This is a genomic window from Aquirufa lenticrescens (assembly GCF_019916085.1).
GTDB lineage: Bacteria > Bacteroidota > Bacteroidia > Cytophagales > Spirosomataceae > Aquirufa > Aquirufa lenticrescens.
The window spans coordinates 2,450,798-2,477,769 of sequence record NZ_CP049834.1; the positions used below are offsets into that span (position 1 = coordinate 2,450,798).

Genomic DNA, 26,972 nt, shown 5'->3' on the forward strand with positions numbered 1-26,972 from the left:
TTAATTAATTGTAAATGTATAAGAACCACTACCTATACGAACGCGATCTCCTGTTAGTTCTACTCCATCATAGAATCGCTTGTTGGTTCCAAAAGCAGGCAAAAGTACCGTCGCAGTTGTATTAACTGGCACATCTACTTTAAGTGTAAAACCTGTTGAATTTACTGTCCAATCAGTAGAAACTTTTCCATAGGGGGTGTCAAGCGAGGTTTTGGCATACGTTAATTTTCCTCCAAGTTCAGGCTTAATCACCATTTGCTTATAACCTGCCCCATCAAATTCCTCCGTGTCAATTCCTCCAATCGTTCGGTACATCCAATCTCCTATTGCACCGTAGGCATAGTGATTAAATGACGTCATACCTGGATCCTGAAACGTACTATCAGGCTTCATCGAATCCCAACGTTCCCAAATAGTCGTGGCGCCGTGGGCCTTCACCGGATATAACCACGAAGGGTACGTATCCTGTAATAACAAGGAATAAGCCACATCATTACGACCAAAACGACTTAATACCGGATTCAAGAATGGCGTACCCAAAAAACCAGTCGTTAAGTGGTACTTATAACTTTTAATATTATTCACCAAACGCTCTAAAGCAGCTGCTCTTAGATTTCCCGGAATCATATCAAACTGCAAGGCTAAAATATAGGCCGTCTGTGTATCTGAAATTAAGCGTCCATTGGCCGTCATAAATTCCTTTTGAAACTGTAGTTTGATACGATCCTGCAACTTTTCAAACTCTCTGTAATCCTCCGTTTTCCCTAAAATACGAGCGGTCTTTACCATCAATTCGGCGTTATAAGCAAAGAAACATTGCGCCACTAAATAATTATCTGTCACAGCAGATTTTTGCCCAATCATCCCTTTTGAATCGTCTACTCGATAAGATAACCAATCTGCAAATTGAAAACCGGTATTCCATAGATCATTTTTAGCCACACCGCGTACGTAATTCAAATACGCTTTCATACTCTCGTATTGATTCTCTAAAACCTGTTTATCACCATAAGTTGTGTAAATATTATATGGTATAATAATGCTCGCATCAGACCATCCTGCCGCTCCATTTTGAGCCTCCGGTCCAGCATTAGGCTTATTTAAAATGTCAGGAATGACAAATGGAACTGCCCCATTTGGGAATTGATCCGCTTTGACATCTTTCAACCATTTAGCAAAAAACTGATTTACATTAAAATTAAATGAAGCTGTTCTAGAGAAAACCTCGGCATCTCCGGTCCATCCTAAACGCTCATCGCGTTGCGGACAATCCGTAGGTACATCTAAGAAATTCCCTTTTTGACCCCAGCGAATATTCGATTGCAATTGATTTAAGAGTGGGTTGCTCGTCTCAAATGAACCAGTAGAAGCCATATCGGAATGCAAAGCAATCGCCTGGTAATCCCCTGGATTCACCTCAATACCTTCCACTTGAACATAGCGAAACCCAAAGAAGGTAAAATGAGGCTCTATCGCTTGCTGCTCTCCATTCAATACGTAAGAAGCTAATGCCTTAGCCGAACGCAGATTTTCAAAATAGGGCTCTCCCTTTTTATCCAACATTTCTACGTGCCTTAACACCAATAGTTGACCTGAATTTCCTTTGACATTTACTTTTACCCAGCCTACTATATTTTGGCCAAAATCTAAGATCTTATATCCCTTTGGACTTGTCAGAACACGCTTTACCCCTAAAACCTCTTGCTTCTTTATCGGTTCATTGATCTGTGCTTCTAATACAGCATAATTTCCAGCTACTTCAATCGCATGACCGATTATTTTAGACTGAATTCGTGAATCGATATGTTCCCCATCATAAATCTCCGAGGAAACGATAGAGCTATATCCCGTTTGCCACTTATCATCTGAGATAACGGTTTCCTTTGAACCATCTTGATAGGTTATTTCTAATTGCCAAAGCAATGCCGTCTGAGATCCATAGTAATTCTGGTTATTCTGCCAGCCTAAACGTGTACGATACCAACCGCTACCTAATTGTACTTGAATTTCATTCGTACCTTGCTTAACCTGCTTCGTCAAATCATACATCTGGTATTGTAAATGCTTATTATAACTCGTCCAACCTGGATTTAAATAGGAATCCCCTACTCGAGAACCATTGATTTGGGCTTCATATGATCCTTTAGCTGTCACAAAAGCACTTACAGAACTCACCGGTTTTTTAATAAGAAATTGATTCGCAAAAAAAGGAACTCGTCCATTTACCGTATCAGCTGGCAAACCTGAACTAATCCATTTCGCCTTCCAATCCTTTTGATTTAATAAAGCAGTGGTAAAGGAAGTCGTCGCCTCTTTGCTCGCCTTTCCATTTGCATTCCAAACCTGTAATCTAACTTGGTATTTTGTATTAGACTTTAATGGTTCTCCAGCGTAAGGAATAAACAACGAAGCAGATGAAATTACTTTTCCTGAATTCCACACCGGCTTCTTACCTTCCAACACTTGAATAGTATAAGCAGATTGTGATTCATTGCGATTCACCGAACTCATCTTCCAAGAAAAGCGAGGATTCGATACACCAATGGCAATTGGATTTTGTTGGTTTTCAACAGAAATAGACTGAATGGAGACTTGAGATAGCAAGCTAAAAGGCAACAATAGTCCTATGAAAGCAAATAATTTCATTTTGATAAGGTTTAGAGCTAAAATCACACTAAACTAGTATTATATTTTGAAAATTATGTATAAAAAGCTATTCCTGTTTTCAATCGTTGCCTTTGCATTCGCTTCTTCAGATGATTGGGCGGAATACTTAGGTGGTTCTGACCGCAACCACTATTCCACTCTGACGCAAATTAATGCGACTAATATCGATCAGCTCAAAGTGGCTTGGGAATACAATCTTCCAGATTCGGGCCAAATGCAGGTCAATCCACTGATCATAAAGGGAGTACTGTATGGGGTTAGTTCTACTGTTCAAGCCTTTGCCTTGGATGCAGCTACGGGTAAAGAAATTTGGCGCTTCGGTGATCCATTAAAAAACTGGGCAAGTACTTCCAGAGGGGTGAGCTATTGGACTAATGGAATAGAGAAACGCATTTTATATACAGCAGGGCCTAATCTTTGGGCTTTAGACGCCGCGACGGGAAAACCGATTCCTAGTTTTGGCAATCAGGGAAAAATCGATTTACACTTGGGATTACCCCCTATTGCTGCCAATAAATTCATCATTTCAAATACTCCCGGCACCATATACCACAACCTTATTATTATGCCAATTCGCCTATCTGAGGGTGCTGATGCCGCTCCTGGCGATATCCGTGCATTCGATGTGATTACAGGCAAATTAGTTTGGACCTTTCATACGATTCCATATCCAGGGGAATTTGGATACACTACCTGGCCCCATGACGCCCATTTAAATACCCACACAGGAGCAGCAAATAATTGGGCCGGAATGGCGGTGGACAACGAAAGAGGAATACTTTTTGTTCCTACTGGTTCCGCCGGATATGATTTCTATGGAGGGAACCGAAAAGGATCTAATCTTTTTGCGAATTGCTTGATCGCCTTGGATGCGAAAACAGGGAAGCGTCTTTGGCATTTTCAAACGACACATCACGACCTTTGGGACCGTGATTTACCTGCCCCACCTAATTTAGTCAACGTTACCCATCGCGGAAAAAAGATTCCTGCAGTGGCTCAAATCACAAAACAGGGCTTCGTATTTCTATTTGATCGTGTCAGCGGAAAACCCTTATTCCCCATCATCGAAAAGAAAGTACAAGGTTCTTTATTGAAAGGGGAAAAAGCCTGGTTAACACAACCCTATCCGACCATTCCCAAACCATACGCTCGATTATCATCTGAAATTAAAAACAATGATGTCAATCCCTATGCCGAAAACAAAGAAGAGCTCATTCAAACCTTAACCTCTTTAAACAAGGGCTGGCACGATGCACCAAGTGAAAAAGGGAATCTCATTTTGCCTGGATTTGATGGAGGTGGAGAATGGGGTGGCGCCGCAGCAGACCCTGATGGTATTCTCTACGTGAATAGCAACGAGATGGGCTGGATACAAAAGATGAATCCATCCAAAACCAGTAGTCTAAATCCAGGCGAAAAAGCCTACCAAACCCATTGCCAATCATGTCACGGTGCAGACAGAAAAGGGAATCCATTGAGTGGATATCCATCCCTATCAGCTATTTCAACCAAAAGATCAAAAGCCTATATCCAACAATTCATCAACAATGGAAAAGGTAAGATGCCGGGGTTCAACCATCTTTCTAAACAGGAAAAAGATAATATTCTATCTTTTATAAACGATGAATTACCTAAAGAAGTAGCTTCATCAAATGCTGCTAGCTACGTATCCCCTTTCCAAATGACAGGATACAACAAATTCTTAGATTCAAAGGGCCTACCAGCTCTTAGCCCTCCTTGGGGAACCCTAAATGCAATCGATTTAAATACCGGAAAATACCTTTGGAAAATACCCTTTGGTGATGAGCCATCCTTGGCCCTAAAAGGAATAACTGGAACAGGTGCTGAAAATTATGGCGGTCCTATTGTAACTGCCAGTGGCTTATTGATTATAGGAGCTGCAAAAGACGGCAAATTACGCATCTATGCTAGTAAAACAGGAAAGCTGCTACGGACAATTACCTTGCCAGCAGTAGCTTTCGCGACACCATCCACGTATGCAGTGAATGGCAAACAATATATCGTCATCGCTTGTGGAGGAACGAAATTAGGCACTCCTAAAGGCAATAAATACATCGCCTTCAGCCTCTAATTATTCTTTTACAATCGTAGTTGCAAAAGGCTTTCCAGATGAGATTACGTGCAAAACGTATTTTCCCACTCTGATACCCGAGAAGTCGGTAAACACAATCTCCTTAATAGGAGCCTCATAGGTATGCTGGTAAATAACCGATCCTAATTGATCATAAATAGCAACAAAGGTAGGTTTTGTGCTTGGAACAGAGAATCCAATCGTTAATTTATCTACAAATGGATTAGGATACGTTGTGTAAGTAATGGGATTTTCTTCCTGAACATTTAACTTAATTCCAGAAGCCGCAATACTTCTTTCTAATAAAGAAGGCTGCTTAAAACCTTGTCGAACTACAACACCACCATTAGTAGACGTTCCAGTCACGGCACTTTGTTGGCCAATAATTTGAGAATAATACTTTCCATCTACCGTTGTGGTTGTCCCCCCAGAACCAATAGCTGAACTAATTACTTTCTGTGCTAAAACCAGATGAGCCGTCAACACCAAAGTCAGACTTAATAATAGCTTCTTCATTACCCTATATTTTAATTTTATCAATAAACTCTTTAATACTCATCCCTTCAAAATCATAAAATAAATGTTCTAAATCCGCTTCACAATTAAATCCTGACTCCACATATAACGTAGATAAACACGATTTTTGTAAACATCCTTGCCTTATTAATTGCTTCGCAAATTGAACCCTAAGGCGATTCATTTCATTTGTAAAGCTAGTGAAAAGATAAAGGTCAAAAAAATCACGCAATTCTTTCCTATCCTTTTGGACTAATTCCCCGAATTGATCCAAAGTCAAATTTGGATTCAAAAATGGCTTTTTAAATATGTAACAATCATTCACCGCTTGATCCATCTTCCACCAATAGGCCTCTTGTGGATTCAATGTACGCTTAAAGCGATCAGCATTTAAATAAATAATCTCCGGAAAAAAATAAAGTGTACAAACCATTATCATGTAAGCCACTAATGACAAATACTTTATTTCACTGGGATGATTTAAAAAAGTCAAGCCCAACGAATTCTCTAGCCAAACACCAAAAAAGACCGAACTCATACCTACAAACACCATCCATTGGAAAAACAAAAATAATTTTAACCACTTACCTAAGTGTGTAGCCTTAAAAAAATAAACCTGATTATTCCTCAAATAATTAAATCCCCATAATGTATACATGGTTAGTAATAAAGGACGTAATACATACAAATGGGCCGCATTAAACACATAACCTAAGCGTATGTTAAACATGGAGGTCCAATCACTAAATACCTGCCTAACCACTTCCACTTTGTAAGAATAAGGTGCTAGATAATAGGGGATCGTATCAATAAAAACCAGAAAAAAGGGGATAAAATGCCAATAATCTTTTTTAGTCAAATTGGTAGATCCCGTTCTCAAACTTCTTAAATAAAAGTAGAGAAGTGGGCCAATCAAAAAATAGATAGAAGAAAAGTTACCATATAATAAAACTGTAAATAATAAACTATGACCCAATGACATAGAATAAACAGTCAAACAGTATATACCTGAGATGAAAAACAAAAGAGCTAAATAAATATTAGGATTCGCAAATAAGGATCCTCGCGATTTCAAGAAAATGATCGAAGGCGTCATAAAACTTGTAAATAGTGTCATGACAAAAATCGATTGAAATAGAAACTGCATTATAAAGTGGTTAGATATAATTGTAATATACAAAAATATAATGAATGAAAATCAATACTTCGTAAATTACCACTCTATTGATAAATACGATGAAATTCAAAAATAGGTTAACTCGCTTTTGGAAACTCCTAGGCCCTGGACTAGTTACTGGTGCTAGTGATGATGATCCATCCGGAATAGCTACCTACTCTCAAGCGGGAGCAGGACTTGGCCTTTCCACCTTATGGACGGCTTTAATTGCCTTTCCATTAATGGCGGCCATTCAACAAATGTGTGCTAGAATAGGATTAGTGACAAAGCAAGGATTAACGGGCACGTTAAAAAAACATTATCCGAAACCTGTTTTATACCTCATGCTCATTTTTAGTTTTCCAGCGATTGTCATGAATATAGGAGCTGATATCGCAGGTATGGGAGCTGTAGGGAACCTATTATTTCCTGCCATCGACCAAAGTTATTTTAGTGTATTTTTCACCCTCGCATTAATCGGATTGATTATCTATTTACCGTATGCAAAAATTGCGGCCGTCTTAAAATACATGTGTATAGTTATGTTGGTCTATTTCATCGTACCATTTTTATACAAACAAGATTTCAAAGAAATACTCATAGCTACACTTATACCTGATATCCAGTTTAACAAAGAATACATTGCCATATTAGTGGGTATTTTAGGCACTACTATTTCACCTTATTTATTCTTTTGGCAGGCATCTGTGGAGGTAGAAGAAATGAATGTTCATAAAAGAGTAATGGTGAATAAAAGAATTATTCAGGAGATGGAACAGGATGTCGATTTTGGGATGGGATTTTCAGGATTTGTGATGTATTTCATCATTTTAACCACAGGTACTGTATTATACAAGAGTGGAATTCATCAAATTGATACTGTTGAACAGGCAGCTTTAGCGCTAAAACCCTTGGCTGGTGATATGGCGTATATTTTATTTGCTACTGGTATCATAGGTACAGGGCTGATAGCGATACCCGTTTTAAGTGGTTCTTTGTCTTATATATTTACCGAAACCTTTGGTTGGGAACAGGGATTAAATAAGAAGTTTCATGAGGCCAAAGGTTTCTACTCCATTATTGCTTTCTCCCTATTAGTAGGCCTTTCGTTAAACTATATCGGAATTTCCCCTATTGACGCCTTAATTTATACGGCCATTTTGTATGGCATGACGGCACCCGTTCTAATTGCCATCATCTTACATATTTCTAACAATAAAGAAATTATGGGGGAAAACATCAATTCACGATTATCCAACCTATTAGGTTTAGCTGCATTGGTCATTATGACAGCAGCAGCCGGAGCTCTTCTTTATTTGGAATTTATTGTATAAAAAAAACCATACTCCCTTATCAAGAGTATGGTAAAAAAAAGAGTGGACCAGCATGGGCTCGAACCATGGACCCCCTGATTATGAGTCAGATGCTCTAACCAACTGAGCTACAAGTCCGCATTGTACATCCATTAAAGGAATTCAATGTGACACAAAATTAAGGAATACTAACCTTTTTAGCTAAATTTCGGAAAAGAATCTCCCATGTACCCGACTAAAATTATTAATGATCCGATTTATGGTTTTATTAAAATCAATAATCCATTAATTCTTGAACTAATTGATCATCCTTATTTTCAACGACTTAAGCGTATTAAACAATTAGGATTAGCTGAATTTGTTTATCCGGGTGCACATCATACGCGTTTTCATCACGCTTTAGGGGCCATGCATTTGATGGATCAAGTTTTAGATAACTTGAAAGCAAAAGGTTATTCCATATCCCCAGAGGAACGCGAAGCGGCAGAAATTGCCATACTATTGCATGATATAGGCCATGGGCCCTTTTCTCATGTGTTAGAATACACCCTATTGAATGAGGTTAAACACGAAGATGTCTCCACTCTTTTGATGGGCAAATTAAATCAACACTTCAACGGGAAATTAAACTTAGCCATTGAAATATTTGAAAATAAATACCATCGTAAATTCTTCCATCAATTAGTCTCCTCTCAATTAGATGTGGATCGATTAGATTATTTAAGCAGAGATTCATTCTACACAGGTGTGCGGGAAGGATTTATCGGCTCTGAGCGTCTTTTAAGTATGATGGATTTGAATAATGAACAATTAGTCATTGAGGAAAAAGGAATTTATTCCACCGAAAACTTCTTGATGGCGCGTCGTTTAATGTATTGGCAAGTGTATTTACACAAAACCGCCATCGCAGCTGAGACGATGTTAATTCAAATATTGCGTCGTGCTAAATTCTTAATTTCAGAGGGGCAAAAATTACCTTGTTCAACTCCATTAAAAACATTCCTAAAAAGTACCTATACGTGGGAGGAATTTTCTACCAAAGACAGTCTATTAATAGCCTTTACCGAATTAGATGACCACGATGTGTGGGCAGCCATTAAAGAATGGAAAAATGCGAGTGATAAAATTCTAAAGCATTTGTGTACACACTTTTTGGCCAGAAAATTATTCACTTGTAAATTAGGCTCTCAGCCAATCCCAAAGGCGAAAAGAGTTGAAATAGAGGAGAATATCAAACGAGAATATGGCATTACGGATGAAGAATTGTCCTACTTTGTCGTAGAAGGTTCCACCTCGAATGCTGCCTACGTACAGGGAGACAATACCATCAAGATGGTCGACAAACAAGGTCAAGTGGTCGAGTTACTCGAAGCTTCCGATTTACCGACCATACAAGCTTTAAGTAAGATTGTAAAAAAATACTATTTTTGTTGTCCAAAGAGCGTATATTTGCAAGGAGAATTGAGCTAATGGAAATTCTCTTTGCCTTTATTAAACAACGTGTGACCGAATGAAATTTACTGTTGACCAAATAGCCCAATTAATACAAGGTACAGTAGATGGCGATGGATCAGCAAGTATAACGGCGTTTAATAAAATAGAAGAAGGAAAAGCAGGAAGTATTTCTTTTTTAGCAAACCCTAAATACGAATCCTATTTGTATCAATCTAAGGCAACAGCCATCATTGTAGCAAACGATTTAGTCTTAAAAGAAAAGCCTCTAGCGACTTTAATCAAAGTTAAAGACCCCTACTCTGCTTTCACAATATTACTTCAAAAATACCAAGAGTTTACAAGTGTTAAGGAAACAGGCATACAGCAACCTAGTTTTATTGCAGAAGATGCAAAAACAGGCATAAATCTCTATCTAGGCCAATTTTCAAGTATAGGAAAAAGTTCAACGATTGGGAATGACACCTATATTTCAGCACATGTAACCATCGGAAACAAAGTTTCCATTGGCGATAATTGTGTGATTTATCCAGGCGTAGTCATCTATAATGATACAATCATTGGCAATAATTGTACTATACACGCAAATGCAGTCATTGGTTCGGATGGATTTGGTTTCGCTCCTCAAGCAGATGGAACTTTCACCACAATTCCTCAATTAGGAAATGTGGTATTAGAAGATGGTGTAAGCGTTGGTGCCAATACCACGATTGATAGAGCCACCATGGGTTCTACTTTAATAAAAAAAGGGGTAAAAATTGATAATTTAGTCCAAATTGCCCACAATGTAGAGGTGGGAGCTAATACCGCTATCGCAGCACAAACTGGAGTTTCTGGTTCTACTAAAATTGGCCAAAACTGTTTAATTGGAGGTCAAGTGGGCGTAGCAGGACACATAACTATTGCAGATAAAACGATTGTAACCGCTCAATCTGGGGTTACCAAAACCGTCCGAAAAGAAGGACAAATTTTAGGTGGAACACCGGCCTCCCCTAACAGTGAATATTTAAAACGTAATGCGTTATTACGTCAATTACCGGACTTATTAAAACGATTAGAATCTTAGAACGCGTATGAACAATAAGCAACATACTATTACCAATGCTGTAACCCTATCTGGTGTAGGATTACATACTGGCGTAGTTGCCAACCTCACTTTTTTACCTGCTCCTGCAAACCACGGGATCAAATTCCAACGTGTTGATTTGCCAGGTCAGCCTATCGCTGATGCAGATGTAGACTATGTAGTAGATACCTCACGCGGAACTACCATTGAGCATAACGGAGCAAGAATTAATACAGTAGAACACGTATTAGCAGCTCTTGTAGGTCTAGAAGTAGATAATATTTTAATTCAATTAGATGGTCCAGAACCTCCTATTATGGATGGTAGTTCTATCAAATTTGTAGAAGCTTTAAAAGACGCAGTTCTTGTAGAACAGGATGCACACCGTAAATTCTTCGAACTAACGGAAGAAGTACGCTATAAAGATCTCGAAAATGGGATTGAATTAGCGGCATTACCTCTGAATGACTACCGTATGGCCGTGATGGTGGATTATAATTCAAAATTCTTATCCAGCCAACACGCTAACTTAAGCCACGTTTCTCAGTTTGAAAAAGACTTCTCTATGTGCAGAACCTTCTGTTTTGTTCATGAATTAGAAGTGCTTTATAAAGCAGGATTAATCAAAGGAGGTGACTTAAATAATGCGATTGTCATCGCAGACAAAGATTATTCCGAGACTGAATTAGCCCATTTAGCGGAAGTATTAGGTAAACCCAAAATCTCTGTTTCGAAAGAAGCTGGCATTTTAAATAACACAAACCTTCATTATAATAACGAGATGGCTCGCCACAAGTTATTAGATTTAATGGGAGATTTAGCTTTAGTGGGAAGACCTATAAAAGCTCAAATTTTAGCATCACGTCCAGGACATGCCTCTAACGTAGAATTAGCTCGTAAGATCAAGAAATTGATGTTAGACGCGGAAAAGAATAAAGTTCCTACGTACGAACCAAAGCAACCTCCTATTTTCACGCACGAACGCGTTTATGAGCTTTTACCTCACCGGTATCCATTCCAAATGATTGATAAAATCATTTACTTGGATGATACGAGTGTTGTAGGAGTAAAAAATGTGACGATGAATGAGAATTATTTTATGGGTCACTTCCCGAACAATCCGGTTATGCCAGGTGTTATGCAAGTGGAAGCTATGGCACAAACAGGAGGAATTCTTGTATTGAGTTCAGTAGAAGATCCTGAAAACTATTGGCCTTACTTAGTAGGAATTGAAAATTGTCGTTTTAGAAAAAGTGTTATCCCGGGTGATACCATTATCTTTAAATGTGAACTTCAAGCCCCTATACGTAGAGGAATTGCTAAAATGACTGGAAAGGCTTATGTAGCTGGCCAGGTTGTTTGTGAAGCAGAAATGACTGCTAGTTTAGTACGCAAATCGTAAGATTTAACCTATGATTCATCAATTAACACATATTGACCCTCAAGCTAAAATCGGCGCTAATGTTAGTATCGATGCATTTTCGTCTATTCATTCAGATGTAGAAATTGGTGAAGGAACTTGGATAGGATCAAACGTAACTATTTACCCAGGGGCACGCATTGGTAAAAATGTGCGCATATTTCCGGGTGCTGTTATTTCAGCTATTCCTCAAGATTTAAAATTTGGAGGAGAAACAACAACAGCAGAAATTGGCGATAATTCCACCATTCGAGAATGTGTTACCATTAATCGTGGAACATCTGATAAAATGAAAACTGTAATCGGTAGGAACTGTTTAATCATGGCCTATGTGCACGTAGCCCACGATTGTTTCATTGGGGACAATTGTATATTAGCGAATGCCGTTCAAATGGCTGGACACGTAACAGTGGGTGATTTTGCCATCATTGGCGGTTCCTCTGCTATTCACCAATTCGCTACCATCGGGCAACACGTTATGATTTCAGGTGGATCACTTGTAAGAAAAGATGTCCCTCCTTTCACAAAATCAGGACGTGAACCTTTAAGTTATGCCGGAATAAATTCTGTAGGCTTACGCCGCCGTAATTACACAGATGAACAAATTAATGTCATACAAGAAGCGTATCGGTATTTATATTTGAAAGGGTTGAATACAAATGCTGCTTTGGCAGAAATAGAAGCGCAATTGCCTAATACTCCTGAACGAAACGAAATTCTTGATTTCGTTAAAAATTCAGAGCGCGGTATCATGAAAGGCTAATCAACGATGGAAATTCTTGTTCAAAATCTTTCCAAAAAATTCAGACAAGAATTTGTCCTCAAATCCTTCTCCCATTCCTTCAAATCAGGACGGTCCTATGCGATAACGGGTCCTAACGGCTCAGGTAAATCTACTTTACTTCAGTTAATTGCACAATTCACCTTACCTAATTCAGGGACAGTTGAAATGACAGGCATTGACCCAGAGTTAGCTTATAGTCATATTACGTATGCAGCTCCCTACGTCGAATTAATCGAAGAATATACATTACCGGAACATTTAGATATTTTGGTTAAAAACAAGTACTTGCCTTCCTCTGTCACCTTAGAATTACTGGAGGATTTCATTGACTTACAGCCAGGTAGATTTAAATTAATCAAGAACTATTCTTCTGGTATGCGTCAAAAAATCAAACTCGGATTTGCACTACTTTCAGACAGACCAGTCCTTTTGCTAGATGAACCGACAACAAATTTTGATGATCAAGCTAAAAATTGGTTCTTTAATCGACTTGAACAACAGCGACATAAATTAATCATTGTTGCTTCCAACGAGACGCGAGAGATTGATTTTTGCGAAGAGAAAATAGCCATTCAAGATTTCAAATAAGAAATCTGAGTCTTAGGCGAATCGCACCTACTAGTAATGTAATAAATCCTACAAAGAAAAATAAATCGCTAAAGCTTATAACTCCCATGCTCATTCGGTTATAATGAGAGGACAGATCTATAAAGTCCAAGCCTACTTCCTTAGCTCCTTGCCACCAAACAAAATTCATTCCAAGTCCTATTATAAAAGCCACAGGCTGCTTTTTACTTAGACTTGAGGCAAATAATCCCATTGCCACAAAACAAAGAACCAGTAAAAACAAGGCTACAAAACCTCCTATAATCAAGGAAGAATCATAATTATTTTCAGGCAAACCCAAAAAGGAAATTGATTGTATAAAAAGGATACTCGGTAATAAAGTACAAACAATAATAAAAGCCAAGGCACCAAACTTTGCTAGAAGAATCTGATGGTTAGTTATAGGCAAAGAACGTAATAACTGAAAAGTCCCTCGATCCATTTCTTCTGAGAAACTATTCATAGAAAGTGCAGGAACAAAGAATAGGAAAAACCAAGGACTTAAATCAAAGAAGACCGTTAATTCTGCAAATCCGTAATCTAGCAGATTTCCATCTATCACCCAAACGTAGACTCCCATTAAAATAAAAAAAGACGAGATGGTTCCCCAGCCCATCCAAGAGCTAAAAAAAGCCAACACGTCTTTCTTTAAAAGAGTGAACATCTTATTCAAAAATAGGTTTTTCACGCTTCACAACAGCGGATACGATTAGGCCTAATAAGAAATTGAAAATTACACTCATGATAACTACAATAACAAACTGCATTCCTGGATTCATAAACATAGCTGTCATTTCCTCTGCACTTTGAATTTGACTTGCACTCATTCCTTGATCCTCCATACGCTCTCTGGCGATATCCATTTGGCGCTGAATGACTGTATTATCAATAAACTGAATATAAATGTAATTAAATCCACCCGCTACTAAACCGCTAATCGCACCCAGTAAGGTAGCTAAACCTAAACCTTGGCCATAACTGATATAGCCTTCATTTTGCTCTCTATATTCACGTAAGCAGAGATAAGAGATTGTAACCGATAACACCAATGACCAAACCGTAGAAATCCAGCTTATGGATTCTTGAAATTGTTCAGCCCAGCCCATTACGTTAACAAGTGTTGAAAATAGGAAACTTAATAATCCATTAATAAAGCCGTATTTTAAGGCGATAATAGATGATGAGGCAGTTGATTCAGATGTGTTTTCCATACTTATTTTTTATAGTACAATGAAATTAATAAATTAGGCAGGAATCCTAAAGCAATCTTTTGGGAAAAATCATCTTTAGCGATACTGTAGGCATCGATCGACTTTATCCCCGCGTGCAAACTATTGTAATATTCCCCTCCTTCTTGACTGACAATAACTTCTTTATAAGAATTCAATTCTAAAAGACTTTGCTGAATATAGGCATCTAATAGGTGAATTCCAGCAGGAGACTGAAAGAAGAAATACAAGAAATAGGCACTAAATAGAGCTGTAACGAAAATCAACATATATTGAAGTGCGAAATAGACTAAAAAATGCTTCTTTTGATCGCCATTACGTTTTGGGAAACGTGTGACATACCACCATTGAAAAAATAATAGGAAAACATAGGTGGGCGCTTTTTTACCTCCAATAGGAATTATCCCAAACTGCTGTAAAATTAGACCATAAAAGACCATAAAGATTATAAACAGAAAGGCATATAAGACAAATCGTCCTATTTCGGCAAACCAATTATTGACCATAAGTATAAGTTAAACCGTTAAATACACCCACTAATCTATGCTGCAAGGTCGATCCAATAAAGATGGAGTTCTTTGATTTAGAGACGATATCTTTGCTTGTGTAAACATGTGAATCTGGTGCCAAAATGAAACCTTTCATCGTTTCACCTACCTTCAACTCAGGCAGCTGAATTCCTAAGAAAGCGGCAGCACCATGAGATAAATACTTATCAATATTCGCTAAACCTTGTCTCTTCGCTTCGTCAATAAAGGTTAATGCTAACGTTTCTAATCCAATCGTACCGAAAGCGGCTTGATCGAACTCTAACTCTTTACTTTCCACCTCCACAGGATGATGATCTGAAACAACAGCCATAATTGTCCCCTCTTTCAAACCTTGCCATAAAGCGGAGCGATCAGCTTCTGTTCTAAGTGGAGGGTTCACCTTTTTCATGGTATCAAAATCAGATACCGCATCTTCTGTAAAAATAAGAGAGTAGATAGCCACGTCAGCGGTCACAGGTAATCCCGCTTTCTGAGCATCGCTAATCAACCGGACTGATTCAGCAGTAGAGATACAAGAAAAATGGAGGGAGAAATCCGGATTTGCTAGGCCAAATGAATGTTGCATCACATAGGCCAATAAATCCAAATCACGCTTTACGTGCATCGTTTCAGCGAGCACAGGGATTCCTTTTAAACCTAAGAGCGTACTTTGAAGTCCTTCATGTATTTGGCCAAATAAGGACAAACCTTTTACATCTGGACGTGAAATAACTTTCGCGGCTAAAGGCTGCAAATATTGCAGGCACTTTAACATTAAGTCTGTGTCTTGCAATGAGCCTGCTCCATGACTAAACCAGGATGCTCCTGCCTGATGTAAATCCATCAAATCACTAAAGTTTTCCGCTTTATTCCCAATTGTTAGTGGCGCCACGGGATAACATTTTACTCCTGATCCTGCTAATTTCTCAACAATATATTCAATAGCCTCAGGTTGTTGAGGCACCGGATCACCCGTAGGAAGAAGCAAAAAGTCTAAAACCCCACCCTTCCAAGCTGCCGATTGTAAACTAGTCCAATCTTCCTTGTGTTCCCCACCCGGTAAAGTGTTGTGAACACGAAGATCGACTACAGAAGGGAACCATTGGAGATCGCTGTTAGATATAACTAAATCAGCCTCAGCTTTAATCTGTGGAGCAATTTCTACCCACTGACCATTAGAAGCTAATAAATCCACTTTCTTTCCGTAAAAAGAAGACCGGCTATCTTGAATTAAAATCTGTTTGAATAAGATCCGCATTTGTTTTTGGCTTATAAAAAAACCCTGATTAACAGGGTTTTAAAATCAATGTCCGATAAAGGATTTGTATGTTTCAACATCCATCAATTGGGATAAATCACCAGCGTCAGCCGCTTTGATTTTCACAACCCAACCATCACCGTAAGGATCCGAGTTAATTAATTCTGGACTGTTGTTTAAGGCTGTGTTGAATTCTACAATTTCACCAGCGACTGGCAAGAACAAATCTGAAACCGTCTTAACCGCCTCTACTGTTCCAAAAACACCGTCTTTCGCAATCGTCTGACCTACCGTCTCTACTTCTACGAAAACGATATCTCCTAACTCACTTTGAGCGAAGTCTGTGATACCTACGATAGCTACATCGCCATCTACTTTAATCCACTCGTGTTCTTGAGTATATTTTAATTCGCTTGGAAAATTCATATGATTATTATTTGCTTACAAAGGTCACTAAAATCTCGATTTTTTGCAAACGATTTTAGATTATTCACTTAAACTATACCGGATCTGGAAACCACCTGCCACGGTTGAACGGTAGAAGGAATTAGAAACCAAGGGGTTATTCATCATCTTGTCAAAATAAGCTGTAACCGTTAACTTATTATTCACATTATAACTCAGTTGTGGACGGAATTGGAAATTTACAAAACCTTGTGTCACGATGGTCTCTGCATCTAATTTACGCTGCAACGTTCGCGTATCTCGAATCGTTAAATTCATATTGAAGCGTAAGTCATTAGGTAATCGAACGGCGCGGCCATTAATTTTGAATGGAATCAACATATTGGATTTAGTAAATCCTACTGCGACCGTAAAATCCTTATTGGCTAACTCGGCCACTTGCGAATTTGCTAAATTCAACCCTACATTACGATCTTGGTTATACTCTAAACGTAAGGATATTTTACTCTTTGTCACGGCATTCACCCCAATCAAAGGAGAAAAACGTTCTACAAATGAAATCGTACTCATCACATATACCGGTATTAAGGTATTGGTGACAGGATCAAATCGAGACGAAAGTGGGTACAATAGACTATTTAACGTTAAATTCATGTAGTCCGTTGTAAATTGTCCGTATTCTAATGATGAGACAAAATTTCCAACATTATACGTACTGGAATACATATGGGAGATCGTAAATGATGCAAACTTATTCTTAATTCCAGGTAATAAATTCAATCCATTATAATCCACTTTCCAGTTTGGTAATGGGATATCGTAGAAAGGCGAATATTTAACCGTGTTTGCCGAAACACCAGAATATGCCGCAAAAAAGGCGGGGATTAATACATCTTGAGAGTTCTGGTTGTAGGTTCCTATTTCGGTTGATTTAGTGCGATTAAGACGCGACAATAAGATGGAGCGATTAGATCTAAACTCTTCGAAAACCGTTTCAGGATTTGAAAAAGCTGTCATAAAGGACAGGAATGACATCGAGTAGTTTCCTGAACGAATTGGACTTTGGGATTTGAAAGGACCATTCGCAACCTCTGGTCGGTAGAATTCCTGGTAATTATCTCCTTTGTTATAATTCCCATCTACTTGAATCCGTAAATCTTTCGTAGGTTCTAATTGAGTTGAATACGTTAATTTTTGCGTACGCAATTGAGTGAAAGGGGTATTCTGAACCGAACTTCGAGTTAACCAGCCATTTTCAGCTGCCTTGAAACGAATCCCATCATCCTGTCCCCCACTGATAAAATCAAATCCTGGAGCCTGATTCAAGGCATTCATTCCAAGCATACCTGGATTAGGCATAAAACCAGGTAGTGTGGTTGATTCATTGATGGCGTAATTCACTTGAATACCCCGAAGCGTTAACAATAAACGGGTGATAGATTTAAGCGCACCTTTGGCAGGAATCACAATATCCTCTTCGTCACCAGGATTTCGGGCCACATTTTTACCAAAGGAACGAGGACTATTTGCCCAACGTAAAGCCTTAACCCGATTATATAAGGCCACAAAATCTACCTTTCCATTAATGGCTTGTTCTCTCGTATTTTTAATAATATTTCCAAATGGTAAGCCTAATGAATCTCGGATATCAAACGAATTGGCAAAATAATTATACCCAACCCGATGCGTATAATCCGCATTCATCCAATCCGTTAGCACCGATTTCTGTAGTGGCAATCGCCAAACCATTCCTGCCTGTTGATCAAAACTTTTTGCTCTACCTAAAGCGCGTAAACTAATCATCACCGAATCACGCTTTTCTTGTGTATCCAAGTCACCAATCGGTTCATCAATGATCGAATTCACCTGCGCATTATAATTCAGTACCATGCTCTTGGTTAAATTCCAATTCAGCGCATATTGGCGATTAAAGAACCAATACTTCTCAAATTGTGGAGCCACACCAAGCGTGGTAAATTCCGCATTTCGCATTTGTGTCTTGATAAAACTGCGATCCATATCTAATCGAACCATCAACGAAGAAGGAACTAGATTCAGATTGAAATCTTTAATTAAATCAAAATTGGCTTTCTTAAACGGCTCTAGGAAACGTGATGAACTAGTAAAGGCATAAAGAACACTACCTTTATGGCTTAATTGACTGTATTCAGCAATTAATGGACTCGTTCGCAACATTTCAGCATACGCGTAGCTAAAAGTGAAATTAGAGAAATCCCAAGGATAGCTGTTCTTAGCCTGGACATTTCTGCTCTTCTTCACATTAGAAAAATTAAACCCTTTACGTTCCGTATTATCTTCTACTAAAGTAAGATAGGATTGTTTTTTTGCCTCGGAACTAAATTTCTGAATCGAGTTTCGTAAAAAAATATCCGGGTCAAAAGGATCAAATTCAGGTGAAATATTACGGCGATCGTAGGTAATAAAGAACGGAATTTTAAAGCCCCACTTTTTAGGCAAGAGTTTGTCCAAATTCAAATTCGCAGTAATACCATATTCCAGATTATTTTCGCGACTACGCTCAGAGATTTTGGCCTGAACTCCTCCAAAACCATAATTCTTAAAACTACCATTCATCTGAATCGTTCCCAAGTCGGCTAATTTGATTCCTAATTTACCAATAGCCGCCTCTCCAGAGGTCTGATCGAATCCCGAAGCACGCAATTCATTCACCCAAATACAAAAGGATTTATTCGTGTTACTCGTATTACGAACACCAATCATCGTTACCATCGTAGCACTTTGATCCGGACGACCCATGACCGTAATCTTATACGTCTTACCTGTAGAACTCGTCACAATCATCGTAAAACGGTCATTTAGACTTTTACCCTGCTTATCCCGTTCCGTCTTCACTTGCTTCACTAAATCAAACTCGATGTTAAACTCATTCTCCATCGGCCAAATTTCCGTATCTAAACTTTGCCCCTTCAGCGTCTGCGTTAATCCTGTATTCTCTATTTCATAGTAATTATCTGTCAAATCTGTACCTATTCTTAAGAATGCACTCACCTGACCATTAATCGCATCTGGGCTTTGCATCGAAACGAACATCTTTAAACGCTTATAGTTGATGAAGTCAAATAAGGTATTTTTAAATACCGCTCGCGCGTCATTGGGTCTTAAATTATCGACACAAAGACTCATCGACTGCTCGTTCAGACGTGCATTATTAATAGTCGTTATATCTTGATCACGAACAAATCCTGGTGGAACCACATAAGGAATAGCGCTCTCCCCTTTATTAGCTGGACCATTCTCTTCAATATTCACACTCGACACACGGAATTTGGCATCATAAGGTTCCGGCAAATCCTGACCACTGCGTTTATCTAATTCCCCTACAAACTTGCGGTAACTATATCCAGAAAGTTGTAATTGAGCAAAACGCAACACGACAGGTTCCTGGAATTCCTTCAAAACCATGCGCATAAAGCGAATCGATTTAAACGAGTTAATCTCGCCCGCAGGCGTTTTATAGTTGCGTTTATCTTTAATCGGGATGCGGAACAAATACCAATTTACGCCACCCTCTGTAATTTTATCCACCACAAATCCACTCCCAATTTGTAAGCTACTAGGTTTCAAATCCACCTCGTATTCAAAATAAGCCTCATTTTCATTGACCGTATTGTCATTGTTCAAATCTTCTCGGTCTGGAAGCATACTATTGGCTTCCGTGAAATTCGTATTAGATGGATTAGCCGTTGTTGGGCTATTATTTTCCATCCCTAGATAATTTTTATACCGTTGAATCAACGATTCCGTTCCATTGAATTTTTGATTCAAATAATAATCGAAGTCATCAGCGGCCGGGTCATTTTGGATTTTGGCCAAAGCTGAGGCATCCGTCACTCTCCCTTTAATTTGATCCAAATACGCTTTGAAATGTGTGGTCTCTGTCACAGCTGTAGCATCATCAGACTTGTTAGGTAAACCATCAAGGCCGATATCTTGCTTTTCTCTTCCCGCCGAATTATCAAAAGCATTAATCACAAACTGACGAGAAGGCGCTAAACCCCAATCAGTCGTCTCCACATTCTTTCCTGTCCCTGAGGTGATTTTCTCCCCTGCTGGAATACCATTCTCAAAATTAGAATAGCCATCTGGAATAAAATCCTCAGACACATCGCCAAGATGGAAAACTAATTTACCCCCCGTCTCATTGTTTTTATTAAAAACTCCATCCCGAATTTTACCGGCTTCCCCGCCAATAAATGGATCCATCAACCAAAACTCAATCTGCTCCACGTTCGCATTATCAAAATCCGTATCGGAGCTAATCGCTCGCGTTATGGCTCCGAAATTAGAAACTGGAGTTGGTAATAAACCATTCGAAGATAAATTCGGATTAAAGTTGTACAAACCGCGCTCTGAAGGGAAATAAGCTACATCTAAGACTCCAATGGGTAGATTGGTAATGTTATTGGCGAAGTCTTTATTGGGGAATAATCCTTTCGGAGTTACAACACGTTCGTAAGCGTATGCATTGACTTTAGCTGGATCTAAACCAGGCACATCTAAGGCAAAACCTCCTTGACCATAGATACTCGCATCGACCGTATAGGCGGCAATTTTAGCGCGGTTAAAACCGGCTGCAAATTTATTTCCTGTCAACACATAGGACTTAGGAGTCGCTGCAGACTTCCACAGGTTTGCCTGAGAACTCAAGTTGTATATAACCCTAGCGGCTTCGAAATCATCAATAAAGGCATTTCCTTGCACTCGATCGTTTACATTCGGAATAAGTTTCGCGAACTCTCCTTGGAAATCAATTACCGAAGTTTCCTTGGTAGAAATCAAAGGTAATTTGTCCAAGAAACGTGTAATACCTTGTGAATTCTGAAGTAAGGTGGCGTCAAAACCTAACAAAGTATTGTTCACCGGCTCATTGCCCATCGCGACACGACGGAAAAAGGCAGGCGGACTTTCAGACATATTTTGGATGGTGGCTCCTAAATGAACGTTCTTGCCTAAATTATAATCTAAACGAGTTCCTAAAAGTGTGCGTATTTGATTAGAGAAAAGATCAGGCTTCTCATAACATACTTTAATCTCCCTACCTGAAGAAAATACACCTTCATTAATTATTTTAACACGCCCTGATTGTGGCTCCACGATATAATCTGTTCCAGCAGATAAGGATTGCCCTCCTGCCGTTACCGTCACAGATTTTGCTTCCACTCCAAAAGGCAAAGAGATATCACCACCTGCACCCGACTGAAAAGTTCCTTTTATAAAAAACTTATTCTTGGTGGATATTTGGGCTGCATCGGTTTGAGTTCCGGTATACAATTTATCGTAGACGTATTTATCGACTAAATTGGATTCAGCAGACGTAAACTTCGCGCGCAAATTGGTTCCAAAGGGTTCCAGTACAGGGAAAATAATCTTTCCTGCTTTGGAGTCTACCGTAATATCCTCGATGTAATCAAAATTTCCATCTGGCTGAGGATCGCCTGCAAAATTCAATTTATCTAGGCCTAAGACCTTAACGAGTGGAATGTCTTTAAAATTCGTCCCCTCAATCAAGTTACTATTATCGATTCCCGTCGCATCATCCTTATATACAATACGTAGTTGAAAATTCTGCTTTGTGAGTGCTGATGTATTTAAAGAATAGATATTCTTCATCATCAAGTCCCACATCGGATGTGGTTTACCAGTACTGTTAGAATTCAAATTATTCCGTATCGTACTCGACTTCAACATTTTAAGGATCAAAACCTCATCATCTTGACGTGCCTGATAATCCTCCGTTAACTCTCCAACTTTGTATTTACGACCATTTAAGGTGTATTCATAGGAAACCGCCAAGACCTCATCGTTGCGCAAAGGAGCCACTAAGGAAATGTAACCGAGTTGTGGATTGAACTTGAATTCACGATCTGTTAACCGTTTAGCACCTTTCAGCACATCAAAATCCGTTCCCCGTTTTAAATTATACGTCGTCTCTAATCGATCTGTCGCTTCATTCGATTTACGCAGATTAGGATCTGCCAAAAGCTTCGCATACATTCCATTTGCCTTGTTATCTACAGGGCTCGTGGGATTGATCGGCTGAAAAACCGGATTCGTGTTATTATAAGGACTCGCTTCACCTAAATCATACAAGGATACAAGATTCCGAAGCGTTTCCGTGCTTTGGGTCCGATTCGTGACATATACTTCAACACGTGTTACCGTAATTCCACTGGAGATAACAGGCAGATTTTTTAAAGCTCGCTCGTAATTATTTCGGAAATAAGAAGATAAGAAAAAATGCCTATTCTCATCGTACTGATCCACGCGAACTTCAAAATTCTTCCCTTGTGAACCTCCTTTCAGTGTGATACAATCTTGCTTCGAACGTTGCTGCGCAGCCACGACTGTCATATCCAAGGCTCCAAAACGCAATAAGGTTTTCACCCCGAACAAATTCTGAATACCGGGAATTAATTGAGAATTCAATGTCCAGGAAGTATTTCCTACTTCGATGTTTTGGAGAATATCCTCTTCCTGCGTCTTCCAATTTAACTTTAGTTGATTTTGGAAGTTAAAACTCGCTTTTGTATCAAAATTGACATTCAAGTTTAACTTATCCCCTATCTTTCCTTGAAAGTTAATCTGTGCCTGTTCATTAAAAAAAAGATTTCCTACATAGCGTAATTGCACAGGGATAGCCGGATTATCGACAAATTGCCCCATGTAACCCACATCAAGCAAAAGACTACCATTGGGCTTAAAGGAAACTTCGGTCCCTCCAAAAATCCGATCAATCGCTGGCGGCAATTCGATTTTAGGGAAAAGTCCGCGGGATTTTAAGTTACTCGAGCCATCCAAACTTTTGGAATAGGATCTCCAAAAACTCCGATTGACTTCCTGATTTTGCTTTTGATTAAACGTATTAAAATCGTTGATTTCCGCAGTACCCGTCGCATCTTTCTGAATGACTAATTTAGGATCCGTTTCATAGGAATAGTTGAGCTTAGACTTAGAAGAATAAATTGAAAAGGGAGACTTTCCTGAAATTCGATTCAGTTTTTTTAGACTTAAACGAGGTTTTTTACCTGATTTGGCTACCGAATCTACTTGTGCAAAACTCGAAAAAGACAACACTATTCCAAGCCCAAGAATGAAGGGAAACCAAATGGAATAACTATGTTTATCGGTCGAATACAATTATCGCAAGGCTAACTTGATTAAATTTTCAACAGTTGCATCAGGATTAGACTTCAGAATAGTATCTAAACTCTTTTCTGCCGCCGTGCGAGGAATACCCAAAGTAACTAAAGCAGATAAGGCTTCCTGTTTGTGGCCATAATTCGCATCGTGTGAAGCCATACCTGCTTCCACAAATAGCGTATCTTTCTTGCACTTATCTTTCAATTCTAAGATAACCCGCTGAGCTGATTTAGATCCAATTCCCTTAATGGACTGAATCAAGGCAATATTTTCATTCATAATCGCTGAGCGAATTTCATTAGAAGAAAAAGACGACAACATCACCAAAGCCGTACTTAAACCAATCCCTGAAACAGAAATCAAATCCAAAAACAACAGCTTTTCATCCATGGAATGAAAACCCACCAAGGTATGCGAATCTTCCTTTACTTGTAAATGCGTAAAAAGCTTACAACTCTCTTCTCCATCAGCTAAAGACGCGTATGTCTGCAAAGAGATCTTTACCTCATAGCCCACCCCATTCACATCAATAATCACGTGCGCACGATCTTTGTGGGCTAATTTACCTTTTAAATAAGCTATCATAATTATCTGCGTTTACGGCGTTTTTTAGATTTAGTCTTTTTCTTTTTACGAGAAGTCTTTTTGCGCTTCTTGAAGGAGCTTCGCTTGCTATATTTCTTAGATGCTTTGGCTAATTTAAAATAAACTAGCGTTTGCCCTTTCTGTAACTTGGTCCCCTTGATACGATTCAGTCGCTTCAATTCGGATACACTTAAACCTAATTTGCGTGCAACACGTGACAAGGTTTCCCCTCGTTTAACACGATACGTATGACGCTGAGCTACAGGAGTAGGTTCCTCCGTTTCATTTGTATCAATCTCTGCAGAATCAGGGGCTGATAAATCTACCCTTGCAGAATCCAAAATACGAGATCTATTTTGCTCAAAATAAGCAAAATGGCTCTTGGGGATATGAACCTTTACTTTATTAGCATTCTTCGGTAAAAAATGTGAAATGAGGTGGGGATTGATTCGCTTTAAGGTATCTAAAGAGAATCCTGTCAATCTAGTAAGTGTGTTTAAATTCAAATACCCAGAAACTAAAATACTATCCTTTGGAATATCAATCACCCAGTTTTCTGGCTGAATCGAATGATCCCAATGGAAATTCATCATGTATGTAATCGCAATGAACTGAGGAACATAAGCCCGCGTTTGGGCAGGTAAACACGCATAAATACCCCAAAAATCATTTGCACCACCACAGCGACGCATGGCTCTTTTTACATTCGATGGCCCCGTATTATAAGCGGCAAGTGCTAAGTGCCAATCACCAAACGTTTTGTGAAGTCGCTTTAAATATTGGCAAGCCGCATCTGTCGCTCTCTCCGCATCGAAACGCTCATCGATGTATTGATCCACCCGCATCCCAAAATCGCCTCGTGCCGTATATGGCATAAATTGCCATAATCCACCAGCTCCTTTATTCGAAATGGCTTTATTTTCTAAACCTGACTCAATTAATGACAAGTATTTTAATTCATCTGGAAGGCCATATTTCTTTAAATACTTCTCATAAAGAGGGAAATAAATATCCTTTCTTTCTAGCATTCGTTGTGTGAAGCTCGCTTTTCTAAAGGCGAAAATCTCCACAAATTGGTGCGTAATGATGTTGTAATTAAGTGGAATTTCATTCTCCAGCTTTTTCAATCGTTCTTGAATTAAACCGGGATCAATGCTGAAGACAGGTGGGCCACCTTGCTCTACTTTGGCCAATGAATCAATTTGAACTAAATCATAGGCAGGTTGATATGCCCCTGTGACTTGGCCAAAGGAGAAAGAGGAAATAAACAAACAGAAAAGAAGTATAATTCTATTCCACATCTTTGCTTAATAATTCACCTATATCTAACATTTTAGCCTCTTGGAAAGGACTAGTCATTAATTGGAAACCCATGGGTAATCCAACAGAATCGGATCCCATCGGAATCGACAAACCTGGAATTCCTGCCACATTCGCCTGTACAGTAAACAAATCACCTAAATACATTTGGATAGGGTCCAACGTTTTCTCCCCTAAACGATAGGCAGTAGACGAAGTCGTAGGAGAAATGATAAAATCATAATCCGTTAAAATCGAAAGTGTTTTATCCTGAATTAATCGACGTACTTTCTGCGCTTTAGTATAATACGCATCATAATAATCCGCACTTAATACAAAGGTGCCTAACATGATACGACGTTGCACCTCAGCCCCAAAACCCTCTTGACGCGTTCGCTTGTACAGCTGCATCAAATCACCCGGATTAGCCGTCCGATGACCAAACTTAACTCCATCAAAACGAGATAAATTCGAACTCGACTCTGCTGTAGTTAAAACGTAATAGGTAGGTAACAATTGATCGATATAAGGAAAATCCACACCTTCAACTGTATAACCTAAACTTCTTAATTTCTCCACTTGTACTTCAAACGCTGCTTTAATCTCTGGCTGAAGACTAGGATGCTCCACAACTTCTTTAATGAAAGTGATTCGCTTATTATCTGGTGTAGCTGCTGGAACATTGGAACTCAACGTACTATCTTGGCCATCCTCCCCTTTAATGATATCTAATACTAATCTTGCATCCGAAATATAGTTTGCAATCGGCCCTATCGAATCAAAAGAAGACGCGTAAGCAATTAATCCCCAACGAGAAACTAATCCATAGGTAGGCTTCAAACCGAATACGCCACAGAAAGCGGCAGGCATTCTAATCGAACCTCCTGTATCCGTCCCTAAGGAAACTTGGCACATTCCTGCCTGAACGGCAACTGCCGAACCTCCAGAACTTCCTCCAGCTACGTAAGCTGGATTAGCGAAATTCAAAACTGGACCATAGGCAGAATTTTCATTCGTACTACCCATCCCAAACTCATCACAGTTTTGACGACCAATGATAATCGCATCTTCATCCAGTAAACGCTGAACAGCAGTAGCTGAAAAAGTAGATTTAAATGAATCCAAAATCTTACTTCCTGCATAGGAATGATGCCCTTCATAACAAAGTAAGTCTTTAATCCCCACGACCATTCCTGCTAACTTACCGGCAGTACCTGCCTTTAATTTAGCATCAATTAGAGCAGCCTTCGCCATCGCTTCCTCTTCATATACCTCCAAAAAAGCATTTAAAGCCTTGTTGTATTTATGAATTTGATCTAAATGGCCAGCGACAATAGTAGAAACCGAAAGCTCACCCGCTAACAATTTCTCCCTGATTTTCGCATAGGGTTGATTGGAATTACTCATTAAAA

At 39.0% G+C, this 26,972-nt stretch carries 19 protein-coding genes and 1 tRNA gene; 7 read left to right on the forward strand and 13 right to left on the reverse strand.

The genetic code is table 11. The annotated features are described in order from the left end of the window. Positions 1-2,646: an alpha-L-rhamnosidase gene (locus tag G9X62_RS10990; protein WP_223130750.1), complete on the reverse strand. Its 2,646-nt coding sequence runs from the start codon at positions 2,644-2,646 to the stop codon at positions 1-3. Positions 2,647-2,701: 55 nt separating this feature from the next. Between G9X62_RS10990 and G9X62_RS10995 the strand changes: the two genes are divergently transcribed. Next, positions 2,702-4,759 carry an outer membrane protein assembly factor BamB family protein gene (locus G9X62_RS10995; protein ID WP_223130751.1) on the forward strand — a complete coding sequence of 686 codons (2,058 nt, stop codon included), beginning with the start codon at positions 2,702-2,704 and terminating at the stop codon, positions 4,757-4,759. On the opposite strand, the gene G9X62_RS11000 is transcribed toward G9X62_RS10995, so the two are convergent. Together G9X62_RS11000 and G9X62_RS11005 are read right to left on the reverse strand one after the other, a co-directional pair. Then, positions 4,760-5,275 carry a T9SS type A sorting domain-containing protein gene (locus tag G9X62_RS11000; protein WP_223130752.1) on the reverse strand — a complete coding sequence of 172 codons (516 nt, stop codon included), beginning with the start codon at positions 5,273-5,275 and terminating at the stop codon, positions 4,760-4,762. It lies immediately after the preceding gene. Between the two features lie 4 nt (positions 5,276-5,279). Then, the gene (locus G9X62_RS11005; protein WP_223130753.1) at positions 5,280-6,299 is read right to left on the reverse strand and encodes a hypothetical protein; all 1,020 of its coding nucleotides are present in this window, start codon (positions 6,297-6,299) and stop codon (positions 5,280-5,282) included. A 212-nt stretch (positions 6,300-6,511) separates the two neighbouring features. Between G9X62_RS11005 and G9X62_RS11010 the strand changes: the two genes are divergently transcribed. Beyond that, the gene (locus tag G9X62_RS11010; protein ID WP_223130754.1) at positions 6,512-7,765 is read left to right on the forward strand and encodes an NRAMP family divalent metal transporter; all 1,254 of its coding nucleotides are present in this window, start codon (positions 6,512-6,514) and stop codon (positions 7,763-7,765) included. Positions 7,766-7,808: 43 nt separating this feature from the next. On the opposite strand, the gene G9X62_RS11015 is transcribed toward G9X62_RS11010, so the two are convergent. Continuing rightward, positions 7,809-7,882 (reverse strand) — tRNA-Ile (locus G9X62_RS11015). 87 nt (positions 7,883-7,969) lie between these two features. Between G9X62_RS11015 and G9X62_RS11020 the strand changes: the two genes are divergently transcribed. From G9X62_RS11020 to G9X62_RS11040, 5 genes are read left to right on the forward strand one after another with little or no spacing between them, the layout of a single operon-like run. Beyond that, the gene (locus tag G9X62_RS11020; RefSeq protein ID WP_223130755.1) at positions 7,970-9,214 is read left to right on the forward strand and encodes an HD domain-containing protein; all 1,245 of its coding nucleotides are present in this window, start codon (positions 7,970-7,972) and stop codon (positions 9,212-9,214) included. A 40-nt stretch (positions 9,215-9,254) separates the two neighbouring features. Continuing rightward, positions 9,255-10,262 carry a UDP-3-O-(3-hydroxymyristoyl)glucosamine N-acyltransferase gene (gene lpxD / locus G9X62_RS11025; protein ID WP_223130756.1) on the forward strand — a complete coding sequence of 336 codons (1,008 nt, stop codon included), beginning with the start codon at positions 9,255-9,257 and terminating at the stop codon, positions 10,260-10,262. Positions 10,263-10,269: 7 nt separating this feature from the next. After that, positions 10,270-11,664 carry a bifunctional UDP-3-O-[3-hydroxymyristoyl] N-acetylglucosamine deacetylase/3-hydroxyacyl-ACP dehydratase gene (locus G9X62_RS11030; RefSeq protein WP_223130757.1) on the forward strand — a complete coding sequence of 465 codons (1,395 nt, stop codon included), beginning with the start codon at positions 10,270-10,272 and terminating at the stop codon, positions 11,662-11,664. Between the two features lie 10 nt (positions 11,665-11,674). Then, positions 11,675-12,445 (forward strand): acyl-ACP--UDP-N-acetylglucosamine O-acyltransferase, encoded by a 771-nt coding sequence (gene lpxA / locus G9X62_RS11035; RefSeq protein WP_223130758.1) that lies wholly within the window; start codon positions 11,675-11,677, stop codon positions 12,443-12,445. A 6-nt stretch (positions 12,446-12,451) separates the two neighbouring features. Then, positions 12,452-13,054: an ABC transporter ATP-binding protein gene (locus tag G9X62_RS11040; RefSeq protein ID WP_223130759.1), complete on the forward strand. Its 603-nt coding sequence runs from the start codon at positions 12,452-12,454 to the stop codon at positions 13,052-13,054. Here G9X62_RS11040 and G9X62_RS11045 read toward each other — a convergent pair. From G9X62_RS11045 to gatA, 9 genes are all read right to left on the reverse strand, one after another. Continuing rightward, a complete protein-coding gene (locus G9X62_RS11045; protein ID WP_261345576.1) occupies positions 13,047-13,736 on the reverse strand; it encodes an ABC transporter permease in 690 nt (229 codons plus the stop codon). The two genes, G9X62_RS11040 and G9X62_RS11045, sit on opposite strands and share 8 nt — an antisense overlap. A gap of 1 nt (position 13,737) precedes the next feature. Continuing rightward, positions 13,738-14,283 (reverse strand): DUF4199 domain-containing protein, encoded by a 546-nt coding sequence (locus G9X62_RS11050; RefSeq protein WP_223130761.1) that lies wholly within the window; start codon positions 14,281-14,283, stop codon positions 13,738-13,740. Between the two features lie 2 nt (positions 14,284-14,285). After that, positions 14,286-14,807, reverse strand: coding sequence for a hypothetical protein (locus G9X62_RS11055; protein ID WP_223130762.1), 522 nt, complete (start codon positions 14,805-14,807; stop codon positions 14,286-14,288). Beyond that, entirely contained in the window at positions 14,797-16,089 is a 1,293-nt protein-coding gene (locus G9X62_RS11060; protein ID WP_223130763.1) for a dihydroorotase, read from the reverse strand. The genes G9X62_RS11055 and G9X62_RS11060 overlap by 11 nt, the downstream gene beginning before the upstream one ends. Before the next feature lie 45 nt (positions 16,090-16,134). Further along, entirely contained in the window at positions 16,135-16,515 is a 381-nt protein-coding gene (gene gcvH / locus G9X62_RS11065; RefSeq protein ID WP_223130764.1) for a glycine cleavage system protein GcvH, read from the reverse strand. 60 nt (positions 16,516-16,575) lie between these two features. Further along, entirely contained in the window at positions 16,576-23,607 is a 7,032-nt protein-coding gene (gene sov / locus G9X62_RS11070; protein ID WP_223130765.1) for a T9SS outer membrane translocon Sov/SprA, read from the reverse strand. 66 nt (positions 23,608-23,673) lie between these two features. Further along, entirely contained in the window at positions 23,674-24,261 is a 588-nt protein-coding gene (ruvA, locus tag G9X62_RS11075) for a Holliday junction branch migration protein RuvA (protein WP_223130766.1), read from the reverse strand. A gap of 2 nt (positions 24,262-24,263) precedes the next feature. Further along, positions 24,264-25,562: a lytic transglycosylase domain-containing protein gene (locus G9X62_RS11080; RefSeq protein ID WP_223130767.1), complete on the reverse strand. Its 1,299-nt coding sequence runs from the start codon at positions 25,560-25,562 to the stop codon at positions 24,264-24,266. Next, entirely contained in the window at positions 25,552-26,967 is a 1,416-nt protein-coding gene (gene gatA / locus G9X62_RS11085; protein ID WP_223130768.1) for an Asp-tRNA(Asn)/Glu-tRNA(Gln) amidotransferase subunit GatA, read from the reverse strand. The genes G9X62_RS11080 and gatA overlap by 11 nt, the downstream gene beginning before the upstream one ends. Between the last annotated feature and the right edge of the window lie 5 nt (positions 26,968-26,972).